Source organism: Bacillus sp. FSL K6-0993, assembly GCF_037977205.1.
Classification (GTDB): Bacteria; Bacillota; Bacilli; order Bacillales; family Bacillaceae; genus Bacillus; species Bacillus subtilis.
Genome location: NZ_CP150275.1, coordinates 389280 through 405339, shown reverse-complemented (window position 1 = coordinate 405339; position 16060 = coordinate 389280). Strand labels below are relative to the sequence as shown.

At 47.2% G+C, this 16060-nt stretch carries 14 protein-coding genes; 8 read left to right on the top strand and 6 right to left on the bottom strand.

The features are described from left to right. Positions 1 to 11 precede the first annotated feature (11 nt). Positions 12 to 1433 carry a phenolic acid decarboxylase BsdC gene (gene bsdC / locus MHH79_RS02070; protein ID WP_003234529.1) on the bottom strand — a complete coding sequence of 474 codons (1422 nt, stop codon included), beginning with the start codon at positions 1431 to 1433 and terminating at the stop codon, positions 12 to 14. Between the two features lie 2 nt (positions 1434 to 1435). Further along, positions 1436 to 2050 (bottom strand): non-oxidative hydroxyarylic acid decarboxylases subunit B, encoded by a 615-nt coding sequence (locus tag MHH79_RS02065; protein WP_014478815.1) that lies wholly within the window; start codon positions 2048 to 2050, stop codon positions 1436 to 1438. A gap of 89 nt (positions 2051 to 2139) precedes the next feature. Between MHH79_RS02065 and bsdA the strand changes: the two genes are divergently transcribed. The 6 genes from bsdA to MHH79_RS02035 all read left to right on the top strand — a co-directional run bounded on the left by bsdA (position 2140) and on the right by MHH79_RS02035 (position 7129). Then, positions 2140 to 3012, top strand: a complete 873-nt coding sequence (gene bsdA / locus MHH79_RS02060; RefSeq protein ID WP_309529874.1) for a transcriptional regulator BsdA — start codon at positions 2140 to 2142, stop codon at positions 3010 to 3012. Positions 3013 to 3127: 115 nt separating this feature from the next. Next, a complete protein-coding gene (gene tcyA, locus MHH79_RS02055; RefSeq protein WP_340034962.1) occupies positions 3128 to 3934 on the top strand; it encodes a cystine ABC transporter substrate-binding lipoprotein TcyA in 807 nt (268 codons plus the stop codon). Next, entirely contained in the window at positions 3921 to 4625 is a 705-nt protein-coding gene (tcyB, locus tag MHH79_RS02050) for a cystine ABC transporter permease TcyB (protein WP_003234541.1), read from the top strand. Before tcyA ends, tcyB begins: the two co-directional genes overlap by 14 nt. Before the next feature lie 13 nt (positions 4626 to 4638). Further along, positions 4639 to 5382 carry a cystine ABC transporter ATP-binding protein TcyC gene (tcyC, locus tag MHH79_RS02045; RefSeq protein ID WP_047182080.1) on the top strand — a complete coding sequence of 248 codons (744 nt, stop codon included), beginning with the start codon at positions 4639 to 4641 and terminating at the stop codon, positions 5380 to 5382. A gap of 320 nt (positions 5383 to 5702) precedes the next feature. Continuing rightward, complete coding sequence (locus MHH79_RS02040; RefSeq protein WP_003234545.1) at positions 5703 to 6350, top strand: YitT family protein; 648 nt, start codon at positions 5703 to 5705, stop codon at positions 6348 to 6350. A gap of 104 nt (positions 6351 to 6454) precedes the next feature. Next, complete coding sequence (locus MHH79_RS02035) at positions 6455 to 7129, top strand: 4'-phosphopantetheinyl transferase (protein ID WP_340034961.1); 675 nt, start codon at positions 6455 to 6457, stop codon at positions 7127 to 7129. Here MHH79_RS02035 and MHH79_RS02030 read toward each other — a convergent pair. Next, the gene (locus tag MHH79_RS02030; protein ID WP_340034960.1) at positions 7124 to 8458 is read right to left on the bottom strand and encodes a PLP-dependent aminotransferase family protein; all 1335 of its coding nucleotides are present in this window, start codon (positions 8456 to 8458) and stop codon (positions 7124 to 7126) included. The genes MHH79_RS02035 and MHH79_RS02030 overlap by 6 nt on opposite strands. A 123-nt stretch (positions 8459 to 8581) precedes the next feature. Between MHH79_RS02030 and MHH79_RS02025 the strand changes: the two genes are divergently transcribed. Both MHH79_RS02025 and MHH79_RS02020 read left to right on the top strand, forming a co-directional pair. Continuing rightward, positions 8582 to 9520: a DMT family transporter gene (locus tag MHH79_RS02025; RefSeq protein ID WP_041336873.1), complete on the top strand. Its 939-nt coding sequence runs from the start codon at positions 8582 to 8584 to the stop codon at positions 9518 to 9520. 53 nt (positions 9521 to 9573) lie between these two features. After that, a complete protein-coding gene (locus tag MHH79_RS02020) occupies positions 9574 to 10131 on the top strand; it encodes a YcxB family protein (RefSeq protein ID WP_340034959.1) in 558 nt (185 codons plus the stop codon). Between the two features lie 14 nt (positions 10132 to 10145). On the opposite strand, the gene MHH79_RS02015 is transcribed toward MHH79_RS02020, so the two are convergent. From MHH79_RS02015 to srfAC, 3 genes are all read right to left on the bottom strand, one after another. Next, a complete protein-coding gene (locus MHH79_RS02015) occupies positions 10146 to 11372 on the bottom strand; it encodes an MFS transporter (protein WP_160244274.1) in 1227 nt (408 codons plus the stop codon). 100 nt (positions 11373 to 11472) lie between these two features. Next, positions 11473 to 12201 carry a surfactin biosynthesis thioesterase SrfAD gene (gene srfAD / locus MHH79_RS02010; RefSeq protein ID WP_322840164.1) on the bottom strand — a complete coding sequence of 243 codons (729 nt, stop codon included), beginning with the start codon at positions 12199 to 12201 and terminating at the stop codon, positions 11473 to 11475. A gap of 28 nt (positions 12202 to 12229) precedes the next feature. Then, positions 12230 to 16057 (bottom strand): surfactin non-ribosomal peptide synthetase SrfAC, encoded by a 3828-nt coding sequence (srfAC, locus tag MHH79_RS02005; protein WP_340034958.1) that lies wholly within the window; start codon positions 16055 to 16057, stop codon positions 12230 to 12232. Between the last annotated feature and the right edge of the window lie 3 nt (positions 16058 to 16060).

Here is a 16060-nt window from a genome sequence, read left to right as displayed (position 1 = left end):
ACATCCTTTCCTTATTTATTCATTAAGTCCATTAGTTTTTGTTCCCATTCTTTCGTTGTTAGCGGAGAATCAAGCGGCTGTGAATAATGGCCTCTTGTTTCCGGCGCAACCGGTGTAGTGGCGTCAAGAATCATTTTGTGAGTGATTCCTGATGGATTGGATCCCGGATCAAGCGGCAGGACAGATAAGTCCGGAATGATGACCGCATCGTGTTTCGGATGCATTTTGGTCGAAAGCGCCCACATGACCTGCGGAAGGTTGAATGGATCGACATCCTCATCAACGACAATGACCATTTTGCAATAGCCAAGTCCGTGCGGCGTTGTGAGTGCGCGCATGCCGACCGCTTTCGCAAATCCGCCATAGCGGGTTTTGGTGGAAACAATCGCGATTAAACCGTGTGTGTACATGGCGTTCACTGCCACAATTTCGTTCGGGTACGCTTCTTTTAACTGCTGATAAAGCGGCACGCATGTGTTAATGCCGATCATGTAATCGCATTCTGTCCAAGGCATGCCTAAGTATAAATGTTCAAAGATCGGATTGTTTCTGTGATAGACGCGTTTAATTTTGATAATCGGCATGCTGCGTCCGCCGGAATAATGGCCTGTGAATTCACCGAACGGCCCTTCATATTCGCGCTCTCCAGCAATGATCTCACCTTCAAGCACCACTTCAGCGCCCCACGGAACATCAAGATCAGACAGCTTTGATTTGACGATGCGATATGGTTCGCCTTGAATCGCACCTGCCATTTCGTATTCTGATTGATCATAGAGAAGCGGAGTCGATGCCGCCGTTGTAATGACCGGCTCACAGCCGAGTGCAATGGTGACCGGAAGATTGATGCCGCGTTCTTCAGCTTGGCGCAGATGGATTGCAATATCGTGCTGCGGGACAGGCTGAATGCCGAGACGGTCTTTTCCTTTGACCTGCATTCTGTAAATGCCGACATTTTGTTTGCCGAAGTTGTCAGGGTCCTCAAGATCACGGGAAATAACACACGCTTTGTCTAGATAGTAGCCTCCGTCTCCTTGGTTTATTCTGAAAAGAGGCAGTATATCGAACAAATTGATATCTTCTGTGATTTCATTTTCATGAAATGGCGCTGTTTCCTCACGTTTGACCGGCATCGGAAACTGGTCATAACGCTTTGCGAATTCAAAAAACTGTTCTTTTACCGGTGTGTCTTTCGGCATGCCCAGCATCATGGCATGGTTTGGCCAAGAGCCGATGACATTCATCGCAATTCGCGCGTTATGATAGCCGTAAATGTTGTTAAATAAGAGCGCGGGGCTTTTATCGCCAAGATTGCTGGCTGCCCGTGCGGCGGCCCCTAAATCCGGTTCCGGCTTTACCTCTTCATTCACTGTAAGCAGCTGTCCTTCTTTTTCAAGGGCAGCGAGAAATTCTCTGAAATCTTGATAAGCCATGATCAAGCTCCTCCTTTTTGTTTTTCAATCCCATTCCAGCGCTTCGCTTCAGGAAGCCGAATGCCGAATTGGTCCAACGTTCTGAATACAATATGGTCAACCATTTCCTCTAAGCTGCTCGGCTGATTATAAAATGCCGGCATCGGAGGAAGAATGATGGTGCCCATTTTCGTAAGCGCTAGCATATTTTCGAGATGTATTTGGTTCAAAGGCGTCTCTCTCGTTAAGAGGACGAGTTTTTTTCTCTCCTTGAGCATGACATCCGCCGCACGTGTCAGCAGATTATCCGCCATGCCGGTGCGAATGCTTGCGAGAGATTTCATGCTGCACGGCGCAACAATCATTCCATCGGTATCAAACGACCCGCTTGAAATGGCTGCCGCCTGATCCTTATGTGAGTAAGTGTATGTGGCCAGTTGTTCTACTTCTTGTAAGGTATAGCCTGTTTCGTGTTTGATCGTGACGTTTGCCCAAGGAGACACAACGAGATGGGTTTCCACTCCGGCGGCCTTCAGCCACTGCAGCAGCCTGACCCCGAAAATGGCCCCTGTTGCCCCTGTCATTCCGACAACGAGTTTCACTTTGCCCCCTCCTTTACGCTTGAATTCTGCTTTCATTTCAATCATACTCCTGATATATCCATATGAAAAATATCTATTAAATCTATATTTAATACCTAAAGGGTATGATAAGGAGGCGCTTTCTTTTGGACATTCGCCAGCTTCGATACTTCATTACCATTGCCCAAGAACAGAAAATCACGTCCGCAGCCAAAAAGCTTCACATGGCGCAGCCGCCTTTAAGCAGGCAGCTCAAACAGCTGGAGGACGAACTTGGTGTTGTTCTGTTTGACCGTAACAAGAAAAAACAAATGACTCTTACATATGAAGGAGCTGTTTTTCTAAAAAGAGCAAAAGAGATTCTGCATAGGTTTGAAGATGCAGTCATTGAGGTACAGGAGCTGAAGGAGGAAGTAGCCGGCACACTTGCCGTGGGATCAACGATTTATTGCGCGGCTTTGATGCTTGAAAAAGTAACAAAAATCAAAGAGAGATACCCCCATCTCACCTTTAATATTTGGGAAAATGAGCCCGCAACACTGTTGGAACTGCTGGAAAGCCGGCAAATTGATGCAGCGGTCACGACAACACTGATCAAAAGTGACACAGTACAATTCAAGCAGCTTGATGACATTCCATGTGTGCTCGTGCTTTCAGATGAAGCCGGATATCCGTGCGGAGACACCATTAAGATGGAGGACATTCCTTCATTTCCGCTGATCCTGCTGCGGCCTGTTAACGGAAAAGGCGTTTATAATCAGGTCATGAATGAATTTCATCGTTTGAACCTGGAGCCGCGCATTGTTTGTGAATGCCACGACTCTGCAACTTTGCTCAGCCTCGTGTCATCCGGATTCGGCGCGTCTATTTTGCCTGTCACAATGATTCCCGTTCATATGAGAAATCACGTTCACACCGTCCATATCGAAAATAATCCCTTCATTATGACACCGGCTGTCATGTGGAGAACGGACAGTTATTTGCCTAAACCGGCACAGCAATTTTTGGATTTATTTTAAAAGATTTTGTCTTATGAAAACCAAATACTTGACTCATACTAAAAAAAAGTTATCCTTTAGATTTGTAAGCTAATTTTTTATTTCAATAAAATCAACCAGAAAAGTGGGGAATAAGATGAAAAAAGCATTATTGGCTTTATTCATGGTCGTAAGTATTGCAGCTCTTGCAGCTTGCGGAGCAGGAAATGACAATCAGTCAAAAGATAATGCCAAAGATGGCGATCTTTGGGCTTCAATTAAGAAAAAAGGTGTGCTCACAGTCGGAACGGAAGGAACATATGAGCCGTTCACTTACCACGACAAAGACACTGATAAACTGACTGGCTATGATGTCGAAGTTATCACAGAAGTCGCAAAACGCCTCGGGCTTAAAGTCGACTTTAAGGAAACACAGTGGGACAGTATGTTTGCCGGCCTGAATTCCAAACGGTTTGACGTTGTTGCCAACCAAGTCGGAAAAACAGATCGTGAAGACAAATACGATTTCTCAGATAAATACACAACATCAAGAGCCGTTGTCGTAACGAAAAAAGACAACAACGATATTAAGTCTGAAGCAGATGTAAAAGGAAAAACGTCAGCTCAATCACTGACAAGCAATTACAACAAATTAGCTACAGATGCGGGCGCGAAAGTGGAAGGCGTTGAAGGCTTGGCACAATCCCTTCAATTGATCCAGCAGGGCCGCGTCGATATGACGTATAACGATAAGCTTGCCGTATTGAACTACTTAAAAACATCAGGCAACAAAAACGTGAAAATCGCGTTTGAAACAGGTGAGCCTCAGTCAACATATTTCACGTTCCGCAAAGGAAGCGGCGAGGTTGTTGATCAAGTCAACAAAGCATTAAAAGAAATGAAAGAGGACGGGACTCTTTCTAAAATTTCTAAAAAATGGTTCGGCGAAGATGTTTCTAAATAATCTGCCGGCATTGACGCTTGGCACGGCGATCCCGTGGGATCTGGTGCAGCAGTCATTCTGGCCGATACTTTCAGGGGGAATCTACTATACGATTCCCCTTACGATTCTTTCCTTTATATTCGGAATGATCCTGGCGCTGATTACGGCGCTTGCCAGAATGTCGAAAGTGAGACCTTTGAGATGGGTGTTCAGCGTATACGTATCCGCAATACGCGGCACTCCTCTTCTCGTTCAATTGTTCATCATTTTCTATCTGTTCCCGGCCTTTAACGTCACATTAGATCCATTTCCAAGCGCAGTTATCGCCTTTTCTTTAAACGTCGGCGCCTATGCATCTGAAATCATTCGGGCATCTATTTTATCCGTGCCGAAAGGGCAATGGGAAGCCGGCTACACAATTGGCATGACACATCAAAAAACGCTGTTCCGCGTCATTTTGCCGCAGGCGTTTCGTGTGTCGATCCCGCCATTATCCAATACCTTTATCAGCCTGATTAAAGATACATCCCTCGCCTCTCAAATTCTGGTCGCTGAGCTGTTCAGAAAAGCCCAGGAAATCGGCGCGCGGAATCTTGATCAAATTTTAGTGATCTATATTGAAGCAGCTTTTATTTATTGGATTATCTGCTTCCTGCTTTCACTCGTCCAGCATGTCATCGAACGGCGTCTTGACCGCTACGTGGCCAAATAAGGAGGTTCCGAGTATGCTTACCGTTAAAGGATTAAACAAATCATTCGGTGAAAATGAAATTTTAAAAAAGATAGATATGAAGATTGAAAAAGGAAAAGTCATCGCCATACTTGGGCCTTCAGGTTCAGGGAAAACGACGCTGCTCCGCTGCCTGAACGCTCTGGAGATCCCGAATCGCGGAGAGCTTGCATTTGATGATTTCTCCATCGATTTCTCCAAAAAGGTGAAACAGGCGGATATCCTAAAGCTTCGCCGAAAATCCGGAATGGTGTTTCAGGCGTATCACCTGTTCCCGCACCGCACAGCCCTCGAAAACGTGATGGAGGGCCCTGTTCAGGTGCAAAAACGAAACAAAGAGGAAGTCAAAAAAGAAGCGATTCAGCTTCTTGATAAAGTCGGATTGAAGGACAAAATGGATTTATATCCGTTCCAGCTTTCCGGCGGCCAGCAGCAGCGCGTCGGCATCGCCCGCGCACTGGCGATTCAGCCTGAGCTCATGCTATTTGACGAACCGACCTCAGCGCTTGATCCCGAGCTTGTCGGAGAGGTGCTGAAGGTTATCAAGGACTTGGCCAATGAAGGCTGGACCATGGTCGTCGTGACCCACGAAATCAAGTTCGCACAGGAAGTTGCGGATGAAGTCATCTTCATCGACGGCGGCGTTATCGTGGAGCAAGGACCGCCGGAGCAAATTTTCTCCGCACCAAAAGAAGAACGGACACAGCGGTTCTTGAACCGGATTTTGAACCCGCTGTAATAAGAAAAACAGGGCGCCTGCGCCCTGTTACAGATTGTTGACAAAATCCTAAAACGATTTTCGTTTTAGGATTTTGTCATTTTCAGCGTGATTGAAAACCTTTGAAGTCTAGGAAGGGCGAGCATTGGAGCACAGCGAATGTGAAATTCGTGAGCACCGAAGCGCAGGCCTGACAACGAATGCAAGGGTTTGCCAACACGCTGAAACAGGGCGCCTGCGGCGGCCCTGTTTTTTTGTTGAGCCCCTTTCGCCTATTCCGCCCTTCTGTCAGATGTGCTACAATGACAATCGACTGATTTTTACGAAAGAAGGGACCTCACGTGAAGCAAGAACTTGTTCTGCGCTGGACATTTTATTTTGCCGGTTTGATCATTTTGGCTTTTGGTGTATCCCTGACGATAGAAGGAAAAGCACTCGGCATTAGTCCGTGGGATGCATTTCATTACAGCCTGTTTCAGCACTTCGGGCTTACCGTCGGCCAGTGGTCCATCATTATTGGAGCGCTCATCGTCGGATTCACGTCATTGTTTACGAGAGCTTGGCCGAAAATTGGGGCCCTCCTGAATATGGTGCTCATTGGTGTATTTATAGATTTTTTCAATTTCATTCTGCCTGCCCCCTCGACCTACACAGGCTCGATCATCGTCTTCTCTCTCGGCGTGGTGCTGATCGGTTACGGCGTCGGTGTTTATGTATCAGCAGGCCTTGGCGCGGGGCCGCGTGATTCACTGATGATGCTGATTACAGAAAAAACCGGCTGGAATGTGCAATGGGTGCGGAACGGCATGGAATTAACCATTTTGTTTGCGGCATGGGGCATGGGCGGCCCGATCGGTTTTGGCACCATTTTGACCGCCATCCTCACCGGGCTCATTCTGCGCTTTTCATTGCCCCAGTCAATCCAGCTGCTGAATTATGCTGTGGCAAGGCGGACAGCCGCTGTGAAAGCATCTCCGCCTGTACACTAAAACAAAGCCGCCTTGGCTTTGTTTTTTTATTTTCTCCTCTATATGAGTCTTGTGGAAGTATGATAGGATGGTTTTGACAATCTTTTGCAGACGGAGGATCTAGAATGAAGATTTACGGAATTTATATGGACCGCCCGCTTTCACAGGAAGAAAATGAACGGTTCATGACTTTCATAGCACCTGAAAAACGGGAGAAATGCCGGAGATTTTATCATAAAGAAGATGCTCACCGCACCCTGCTGGGAGATGTGCTCGTTCGCTCAGTCATAAGCAGGCAGTATCAGTTGGACAAATCCGATATCCGCTTTAGCACGCAGGAATACGGGAAGCCGTGCATCCCTGATCTTCCCGACGCTCATTTCAACATTTCCCACTCCGGCCGCTGGGTCATTGGTGCGTTTGATTCACAGCCGATCGGCATAGATATCGAAAAAACGAAACCGATCAGCCTTGAGATCGCCAAGCGCTTCTTTTCAAAAACAGAGTACAGCGACCTTTTAGCAAAAGACAAGGACGAGCAGACAGACTATTTTTATCATCTATGGTCAATGAAAGAAAGCTTTATCAAACAGGAAGGCAAAGGCTTATCGCTTCCGCTTGATTCCTTTTCAGTGCGCCTGCACCAGGACGGACAAGTATCCATTGAGCTTCCGGACAGCCATTCCCCATGCTATATCAAAACGTATGAGGTCGATCCCGGCTACAAAATGGCTGTATGCGCCGCACACCCTGATTTCCCCGAGGATATCACAATGGTCTCGTACGAAGAGCTTTTATAAATGGCTCATCAACAGCTTGACACCGTGCTCAATATCTTCCGTTTTCACATTGGAAATATTGATTTTTAATAGATTTTCTTTCTGATAATCTGATAAATAATGACGGTCTATCGCCTCAAGGAGAACCCCTTGTTTTTTCAGCCTTTGAATCACTCTTGAGGCGGGCAGATCCTGAGGAAGCACCAGATGGGTGTGCATACAGGGTGCCTGCCCGCTGGAGAACGTAAAGCGTCCGCTTCCCAGCTGCCTGTGTGTTTGAATGGCTTGATGTAGCCTCAGCGACCGCTCTTTATAAGAATCTCTGATTTTCTCCTTATGCCTGCCGTACATACCGCTTTTCAGGTAAATCTCCAATGCCGCTTGAGAAATCATCGAACAGTCGATGTCGTTCAGCTTTTTGTACGCATAGAACGTGTCAGTCAGCGCTTCGGGCAAAACAGCCGCCCCCACGCGAAGGCCGGGGAACATCATTTTCGAGAAGCTTTTCAAATAGATGACATGTGAGGACAGATCATATGCGTACAGCGGATCTGCCTTTTTATTTTCCTCCAGATCACCGAGGTAATCATCCTCAACGAGATAGACATCATGCGCTTCTGCCAGTCTCACAAGCTCCTGTTTATCACGCTCTGACAATGAGCAGCCAAGCGGGTTATGGAAGCGCGGCATCGTATAAAAAAATTTAATCGATTCTGTTTGAAATAACCGTTCAACCTCAGCTATATCAAGCCCTTCTTCCGTTCGTTTCACCCCGATGGCGGGAATCCCTAGCGTCTCAAGCTGTTCGACCATCAAATGGTAGCCCGGCTGTTCAATGGCGATCTTTTCTTTCCCATTTGGAAATGGCATGGCACAAAGCAGAGATAACGCCTGCTGGACACCTGATGTAATGAAAATATGCCGTTCATCCGCAAATACCTGCTGATTGGCCAAGAGCTTTCGGAGTACACGGATGAGTGATGGAAGCCCTTTTGGCGTCCCATAAATAAACAAATCGTTTTTGTATGTATCAATCGCTTTGTTGATACAGTGCTGAAAATCAAGATACGGAAACACATCTGGGTCCGGCGCAGATGTGGCAAAGTCGATGGGGCCAGGCTGCCCGCTTTTTGATTTCCCTGTCTTTTTCACAATATAATAGCCGCTTTTCGGAACAGAATAGATAAGGTGGCGCTTTTCCAGCTCCTGCAGCGCGCGGATCACTGTGCTTTTGCTGACTTGGTAGCGGGCGGACAGCTGACGGATAGATGGAAGCCTGTCTCCTTCTTGATAGGCGGTGCTTTGCATCATCTCCTCTATCCTCGTTAATAGACTCATATATTTCTCCATGCCTTCTCCCCCTATTTTGTACCGGTACAGTTCATTGTTTTTCTCATTGTACCGTTCTGACCGCGGCCATACAATAAAAAGAGCGACCGGCGCTGCAATTCAGGTAAAGGAGCCATTCCCATTATGGTTAAACATCAGCAAGCCCCCGCTTATATAGCGGCTATTTTATATTCGTTCATTATCGGTTTATCCTTTCTATTCGTAAAAATCGCACTGCAAACAGCAGAGCCGTTTGATATTTTGGCGCATCGGTTCACCATTGCGTTTGCTGCGGCCACTGTACCGATCTTATTCGGCTGGGTAAAGCTATCAATCCGCGTAAAGGACGTCATTGCCATTTTGCCGCTCGCCCTGCTGTATCCCGCGTTATTTTTCAGCTTTCAGGCATTCGGCCTTGTGTACTCATCCTCCTCTGAAGCGGGGATTATTCAGGCAGCCATTCCGATTTTCACGATGGTCTTTGCCGCTTATGTTTTAAAGGAACGCCCAACGTGGACGCAAAAGGGGTTCACGGTTTTATCCGTTGCCGGCGTCATGTTTATTTTTGTGATGAAAGGCGTTGACGTGGAATCAGCCAGCTTAAAAGGGTCTTTGCTGATCCTATTGTCCGCTTTGTCTTCAGCGATGTACAATACTGCTGCCAGAAAAATGACGCAGCGGTTCAAGCTGACCGAGCTCACCTACATCATGTCAGCCATCGGCTTTGTCGTCTTCAACGCCATCGCCCTTGTGCGTCACGGAGCGGCGGGAACAGTCGGCACTTATTTTCTGCCGTTCCGGGAGCCCGGCTTCGTTCTCGCCATTGTGTATTTGGGCGTGCTGTCTTCACTCGTCACTTCATTTCTGTCTAACTATACGCTGTCGCGAATTGAGGCGTTTAAAATGAGTGCTTTTAATCATGTATCTACCATTGTGACGATGATTGCAGGAGTTGTGATTCTCAACGAAAGCCTGGCCTGGTATCATCTTGCCGGGGCTGTTTGTATTATGATTGGCGTGGTGGGGAGCAATATCAATTTGGAGAAAAAAACAAAGCGCCCTGGTATGCCTGCAAAAAAATGAGAAATTATGCTAGACTGAAAGGAAAAACATGGTTAGAGGTGTAAGTTTACCGTATGGTTCAATATGCTAGTGAAAGTATCAATCTTCCAGGAGAAATCACTTTTAAGGATGTAAGAGAAATCTTTTTTTATCAAATCGCAAAATTATCATGTTTTTACTTTCTGTTGTTTTGCGCCATATTTGCTGCAGTTAACTTCATTAACGGATGGCCCCGTATCGTTTATGGCAGTGACGCGCTTAACTTGTTTATGAACAGTATGTTGATTATCGTGATGTCCGTTCTGTTTACACTGCTGCTCCTCCTTCTTCTATATGTGAAGTTTTCCAGAGCATACAAGAAGAACGAACGGATGAAATCCAAAAGAACATATACTCTGAACCAAGAAGGAATTCATATATGTTCTAAAAAATATGACCTCATTTTCAATTGGGATGAAATCACAGCTGTTTTCGAATATAAAAATATCTTCAGGGTCAATACATCAAGCGGCCAATATATTGCGATCCCAAAACATTTTTTTCATTCCGAAGTGGAGATGAACAGATTCAAGGAGATTATCCTTAAAAATACCGAAACAAAAAAACTCAAATTTAAAAAGGATCAGCATTGACAGTGCTGATCCTTTTATATTGATTGGTGGGTTTCTTTTGCCTTTTGTTTATCTAAAAACGGCACCAGCTCTATTACAGCTGATAAACCCACAAACACGATGCACACAGCGACAATCAGCAAATAACCATGAGTCATGTCAAAAAACAAACCGCCCGCATACACGCTGAGAGCTCCGGCAACCTGATGGATAAAGAAATTGATGCCTAACAGCGATCCGATCAATCCTGTTTGATAGCTTTCCGAAATTGACGCCGCGGTCAGCGGGATCACGCCTGTGTAACTGAGCCCGAATAACAGGATAAACCCGAAGTACCAAAGGTCGCTGTGATGAATTCCGAGAATGGGAATGAGCAGGCAAATGAGGCTGAGCAGTCGAATGAAAAATAAGATGGATAGCATGACGCTTCTGCTCCCGAGGAGATCGGACAGCCAGCCTGCCAATAACCCGCCAATGATGATAAACGCCCCGAACGCGGCCATCATTCCGTTGACATGAGAGACATGCGCATCCTTCAGTATCGGGACGAGGTGAGCATCAATAATTCCCATTGTAAATCCGCAAGTAAACACGCCGAAGTACAGGATATGAATGAGGCGGGATTGCTTCATCACGTTCCAAAACCCCCGCCAATCATAAGATTTTTTCACAGACTCCGCTTGCGCATGTGGCGGATGCTTCATCCCAAAGACGAGGAGCGGCAGCAGAACAGCCGCCATGACGATTCCCAAAATCGTATAGGTGCTCTGCCAGCCGGCATGATACGGAGCCGCAGCCCAAATGGGCGAGAGAAGCAGCAGGCCCGCAGAGTTGGCATTGGTCAAAATAGCAAGCGCCAGACCTTTGTGTATGTCAAACCAACGGCTGATGAAATACTGGGTCGTCACGCCGACCGCGCAGGAATAGCCGATTCCGCCAAGCACACCGTAAATGGCGGAAAACACATGAACATTCGGTGAATAAGGAAGCACCAAAAAGCTTGCGCTGATGCAGACAGCTCCAAGCGCCATAATTTTTCTGACACTGAAACGGTCGATAAAAAAACCGACAAAAAACTGGACGATGCCGGTTGTGATCATAAAAATGCTGACAGAAACTGAGATCAGTGACCTGTCGGCATGGAAGGCATCCGCCATTGGCAGCATAAAAAATTGAAAGGAATTTCTGAATGAGTTCATTCCGATGGCGAAAACAAACGTAAACAGCAATACAAACCATTTCATCCTGGGAGACGTGCGCATGTTTCGACCCGCCTTTATTTGAGTATTTCGACTATTATACCATGCAAAAATTGACATTCAACACAAAAAAAGCGGAACAGCCGAAGCTGTCCGCTTTTGATCACGGTTGAATGATCGGATGCTGATTCAAGATCGCAAAAATCCGTTCTGCGACTTCTTCCGTTTGTGACAGCAGGAACATGTGCCCGCCGTCAAATTGATGGAATGTGATGTCTTTTGCCCACTTCTTCCAGCCTTCCGCATCTCGTATGCATTTTTTATCACCAAGCCCGTTAAAGACATGAACAGGCGACTGGATCTGGGCCAGATCGTGAAGCTCAAATTGTTCAAGAGCCCGGTAATCTGATCGGAAAGAAGGCAGGAAAAAGGACATGACCTCCTTATTTTCAACAAGCTCTGCGGGCATTCCGCCTAATTGGATAATATGATCGAGAAACTGATCATCAGGCAGGTGGGACACTTTCTTCCGCTGAATATGAGGCGGCTGGATTGCAGAAATGATAACCGCCTGCGGAAAGACGCCTTCACGCTCAAGCTTTTGCGCCAGCCTGAAGGTGATCATTCCGCCCATACTGTGTCCGAACAGCACAAACGGCCGATCAGGGCGAAGGTTCAGTTCTTGCTTGTACAAATCCGTCAGCTCTTCGAGATCCTCAATGGCTGACGTTTGATTCGTGCCGTGTCCCGGCGGCTCGGCAGCGAGCATCTCGCACTCCCCCTGCAAAAAAGCATGGAGAGGGCGAAACGACGCCGAGTAGCCGCCGGCAAACGGAAAACAGATGAGCTGCGTTTTTTCCGACGCATCAAATGATTTGAAGAGTTGGCTCATTGGCTGTCTCCTCCTTTCATCACTTCATTTATGAAACCATTACGGTTTGTGTATTAAGAAATTCGAGCAAAATCCCCGCATTCCTATCTAGCGTTTCGCCCTGCAGCATTTCTGCGTGTGTTCCGAAGCCTCTTTTCATACGGTAAGCACCTGTTGTAGCTTCTTCCCATGATGCAAGCCATTCCGGCATGTCAAAATCAGCGCCGGAAGTCAACAGATCAATATCTGCTTTCACCTGGCCTGTGCTGATCAGGTTGACGTAGTATGAGTAAAAGGCATGTGTTTTTTGCTTGAGGCCTTGTTTGACGGCTTCGCTGTTGAGCGCTTCATTGTCCCGATTGACATTCATCAACGCTTCGACATCACTTTCAACCGTGCGTCCGTCCAGATCACTAACACCTTGTTTTTTATAGGAATCCACCATGATGATCCGCTGAACAATACGGCCTTGTTCCTCAAGCTTTTTGGCAGCTTCAAACGCCAGGCTGCATCCCGCTGAATATCCAAACAATGTTAAAGGCCCTTCCGGCTGCAGCTTCTGGATCAAATCCGCATAGCGGTCAAGCCGGTCTTCCTCCTCAATAAAATCAAAGGCGCACAGCTTGTATGACGGCAAGCGGCTGGACAGATTTTGGTACATAAGGCCATAGCCCAAGACCGGCGGGAATGCGAAAATGATCTGCTCCTGATCCTGATTCATTATCGTTACATCCTGCAAGCCATCAGGACCCCCGTTATTCAAATACGCTGAAATGCCGGCGATCGTCGGCGCTTCAAACAAAAGCTTTACTGGAAGATCAATCCCGAGCTCTTTCTTGATGCGGGACGCGGCGGTCATGGCCTTCAAGGAATGCCCTCCGAGCGCAAAGAAATCGTCATGAATGCCAATTTGCTTTCTGCCGAGAACCTCAGACCATATTTGTGCGATTGTTTCTTCCATCTCGTTCCGCGGTCCAATCCATTCTTCCGCCAGCTGATCCTGATCAGGTTTTGGGAGCAGCCGTTTATTGACTTTCCCGTTCGTCGTTAAAGGAAGCTCATCCAAGAAGGTAAAGGTTTGCGGCACCATATAAGCAGGAAGCTGTTTTTTCAGGTGCGCCTTCACGTCCTCAGCTGAAAGCTGCGTTCGGTTCACAAGGTAGGCATTGATTGATGCATCGCCAGACTCATGGCGGTCCGCCACAACGACCGCATCTTTCACACCTGGGTATTCCTGCAGCTGCTTTTCGATTTCTTCAAGCTCAATCCGGTGTCCGCGTATTTTGACCTGGTCGTCAATACGGCCGGCGTATTCAATCGTTCCATCCGGCAGCCAGCGTGCTAAATCCCCTGTGCGGTAAAGCGTTTCTCCCGGCTTGAACGGGTTCTTGATAAACTTTTCCTTCGTGAGGTCAGCACGATTTACATATCCTTTTGACACGCCCATTCCGCTGATGCACAGTTCACCGATCGCCCCGAATGGCTGGAGCTGGCTTTGCTCATTCAGAATATAAACACTGGCATTGCTGATCGGCTTTCCAATCGGCAATGAGGAGATGGAATCCGGCAGATCATGCACGACGTGAGCTGTCGCAAACACTGTTCCCTCAGTCGGCCCGTAGCAGTTAATCAGCTTGCCCGGCCCCATGATCCGCAGCGCTTTTCTGACATGAGGCACTGAGGCGCGCTCTCCGCCGAATAATATACAGCGTAGTCCCTTCATCCAATCCTCTCCCGCATCTGTGAGAAGATTAAATAGTGCGGTTGTCGCAAACATGACATTGACATTCTCTTGCAGGATCAGATCTGTGAGCCGTTCTGTATCAAGCAGCGTATGTTCATCTGCGATAATGAGCCGTGCCGCATTCAGCATAGAAGCATAGAAATCAAAGGTAAATGCGTCAAAGGCGTAATTCGAAACAGACAAGAACGTATCCTGATCAGAAAATGCCATGTAGTCTACATGCTTGACCAATCCTTGAATATTGGCATGAGTGGTGATATTGCCCTTTGGCTTTCCGGTTGTGCCGGACGTGTACATGATATATGCCGGATCATTAGGATCAATCGCGGTTGCAGGATCGCTTGCCTGTTCTTCAAACCGTGTTTGATCATCAATGAAGAGCGTTGTGCCTGTATACGGCAGCTCAGCCGCTTGTTCTTTCATCTCCTGATGCGTCAGAAGACAGGCTGCGGCACTGTCAGACAGCATATACGAGATTCGGTCCTCTGGCAGCTTCGGATCAACCGGCAGATAGGCTGCTCCCGCCTTTAATACACCGAGAATGCCGATCACCAGTTCAAGTGAGCGCTTGGTGTACAGTGCTACAACGGAGCCTTTGCCCGCACCGTGTTTTTGCAGCCGGCGTGCAAGGCGGTTCGCTTCCTGATCTAATTCGCGATAAGACAGGGTCTGGCCGGAATACGTAAGCGCCGGCGCATCCGGATTGACGTTCACTGCTTCCTTGAACCAATCCGTCAGAGGCTTTGTCTCATGAGCTTGAGCCGGCGGGTTTAAGCCGGTTAGCAAAAATTCTCTCTCCCTGTCGTCAACGAGGTTGATCATGTTGACAGGCTGATCCGGATTCTGGATGAGCTGCTGAATTGCTGTGAGAAGCTGAGATTTCAAGCGCAGGATAAACGCCTCATCAAACACATTCTCATTATAGGCAAGCTTAATCAGCATCTCATCTCCCGGGGAAGCCATCAGGTTGAGATCATAATTCGACTTCTCAAAAACATGAACATCCACCATATCAAAGCCGTTTTCACTGCTTTCTTCATTTTTCGCATCCTGAAGCGGATAGTTCTCAAAAACAATGATGTGGTCAATCAGTTTCGGCTGATCGGCCTGGCTTTGGATGTCATAAAGCGGCACATATTGATGCGGCTCGGACTGCAGCGATTGCTCCTGCAGCTGCTTGAGCAAGCCGTTAAATGTGATACCCTCAGACAGCTTCACACGTCTCGGGACAACGTTGATAAACAGCCCGACCATATGTTCAACGCCTTTGATTTCCGCGGGACGCCCTGAAACAACTGTACCGAAGGCCAAATCGCCAGACTGCTGATAGCGGCTGATCAATACGCTCCAGACTGCCTGCAGCGCCGTACTCAAAGTGGTATGCTGCGATTTTGCAAGCTCGGTAAAGGCCTTTGTTTCCGCCTCCGACAGTGAAAAGAGCAGCTCTTTCGGCTCATAGCCGTCCTTTTGTTTCTTTCTTTGCTCCGCAAACGTCGTTTGTCCTTCAAAGCCCTCTAAATATTCGCGCCAGTAACGCAGTGATGCTTGTTTATCCTGCTTTTCAAGCCACTTGATGTAGTCTTTATACGGTTTGACGGGCGGCAGGCTGTACGGCTTTTGTTCGCGCAGAGCATTGTATACCTTAAATAGATCCTGTACGACGATGCCGAAGCACCATCCGTCCAAAATAATGTGGTGGTAGCTCCACACCCATTCAAAGCTTTCTTCAGCTTTCTTGAAAATGGCTGCCCGCATCGGAATATCCCGCGTCAAATCAAAACCCCTGATCTTATCCTGTTCTTTGTACTCATTGATTTTGGCTGTTTGCTCGCTGCCCGTTAAGTGTGTCAGATCGATTTCTTCTATATGGAACTGCCGTTTTTTCAATACGACTTGGACAGGCCTTTTTACTTTTTCGTGAATGAACACGGTACGAAATACATCGTACCGGTCCATGATCACATTCATGCTTTCTTCAAGACATTTGATATTCAAGCTGCCTTTTACTTTCATCGTGATTTGTTCAAGGTAAAAGCTTTGGCCGGGATTCAGGATGGCATGAAAAAGCATCCCTTCCTGCATCGGCGATAGGTAATACATATCTTGAACCTGATCCTTGCTAAATTGACTCATATG

Bases quoted from the DNA above. Each gene is read 5' to 3' on its own strand.
- MHH79_RS02065 (WP_014478815.1), bottom strand. From the start codon at position 2,050: ATGAAAGCAGAATTCAAGCGTAAAGGAGGGGGCAAAGTGAAACTCGTT.
- bsdC (WP_003234529.1), bottom strand. From the start codon at position 1,433: ATGGCTTATCAAGATTTCAGAGAATTTCTCGCTGCCCTTGAAAAAGAA.
- srfAD (WP_322840164.1), bottom strand. From the start codon at position 12,201: ATGAGCCAACTCTTCAAATCATTTGATGCGTCGGAAAAAACGCAGCTC.
- MHH79_RS02020 (WP_340034959.1), top strand. From the start codon at position 9,574: ATGGTTCAATATGCTAGTGAAAGTATCAATCTTCCAGGAGAAATCACT.
- tcyA (WP_340034962.1), top strand. From the start codon at position 3,128: ATGAAAAAAGCATTATTGGCTTTATTCATGGTCGTAAGTATTGCAGCT.
- tcyC (WP_047182080.1), top strand. From the start codon at position 4,639: ATGCTTACCGTTAAAGGATTAAACAAATCATTCGGTGAAAATGAAATT.
- MHH79_RS02025 (WP_041336873.1), top strand. From the start codon at position 8,582: ATGGTTAAACATCAGCAAGCCCCCGCTTATATAGCGGCTATTTTATAT.
- MHH79_RS02035 (WP_340034961.1), top strand. From the start codon at position 6,455: ATGAAGATTTACGGAATTTATATGGACCGCCCGCTTTCACAGGAAGAA.
- MHH79_RS02030 (WP_340034960.1), bottom strand. From the start codon at position 8,458: ATGGAGAAATATATGAGTCTATTAACGAGGATAGAGGAGATGATGCAA.
- MHH79_RS02015 (WP_160244274.1), bottom strand. From the start codon at position 11,372: ATGCGCACGTCTCCCAGGATGAAATGGTTTGTATTGCTGTTTACGTTT.
- tcyB (WP_003234541.1), top strand. From the start codon at position 3,921: ATGTTTCTAAATAATCTGCCGGCATTGACGCTTGGCACGGCGATCCCG.
- srfAC (WP_340034958.1), bottom strand. From the start codon at position 16,057: ATGAGTCAATTTAGCAAGGATCAGGTTCAAGATATGTATTACCTATCG.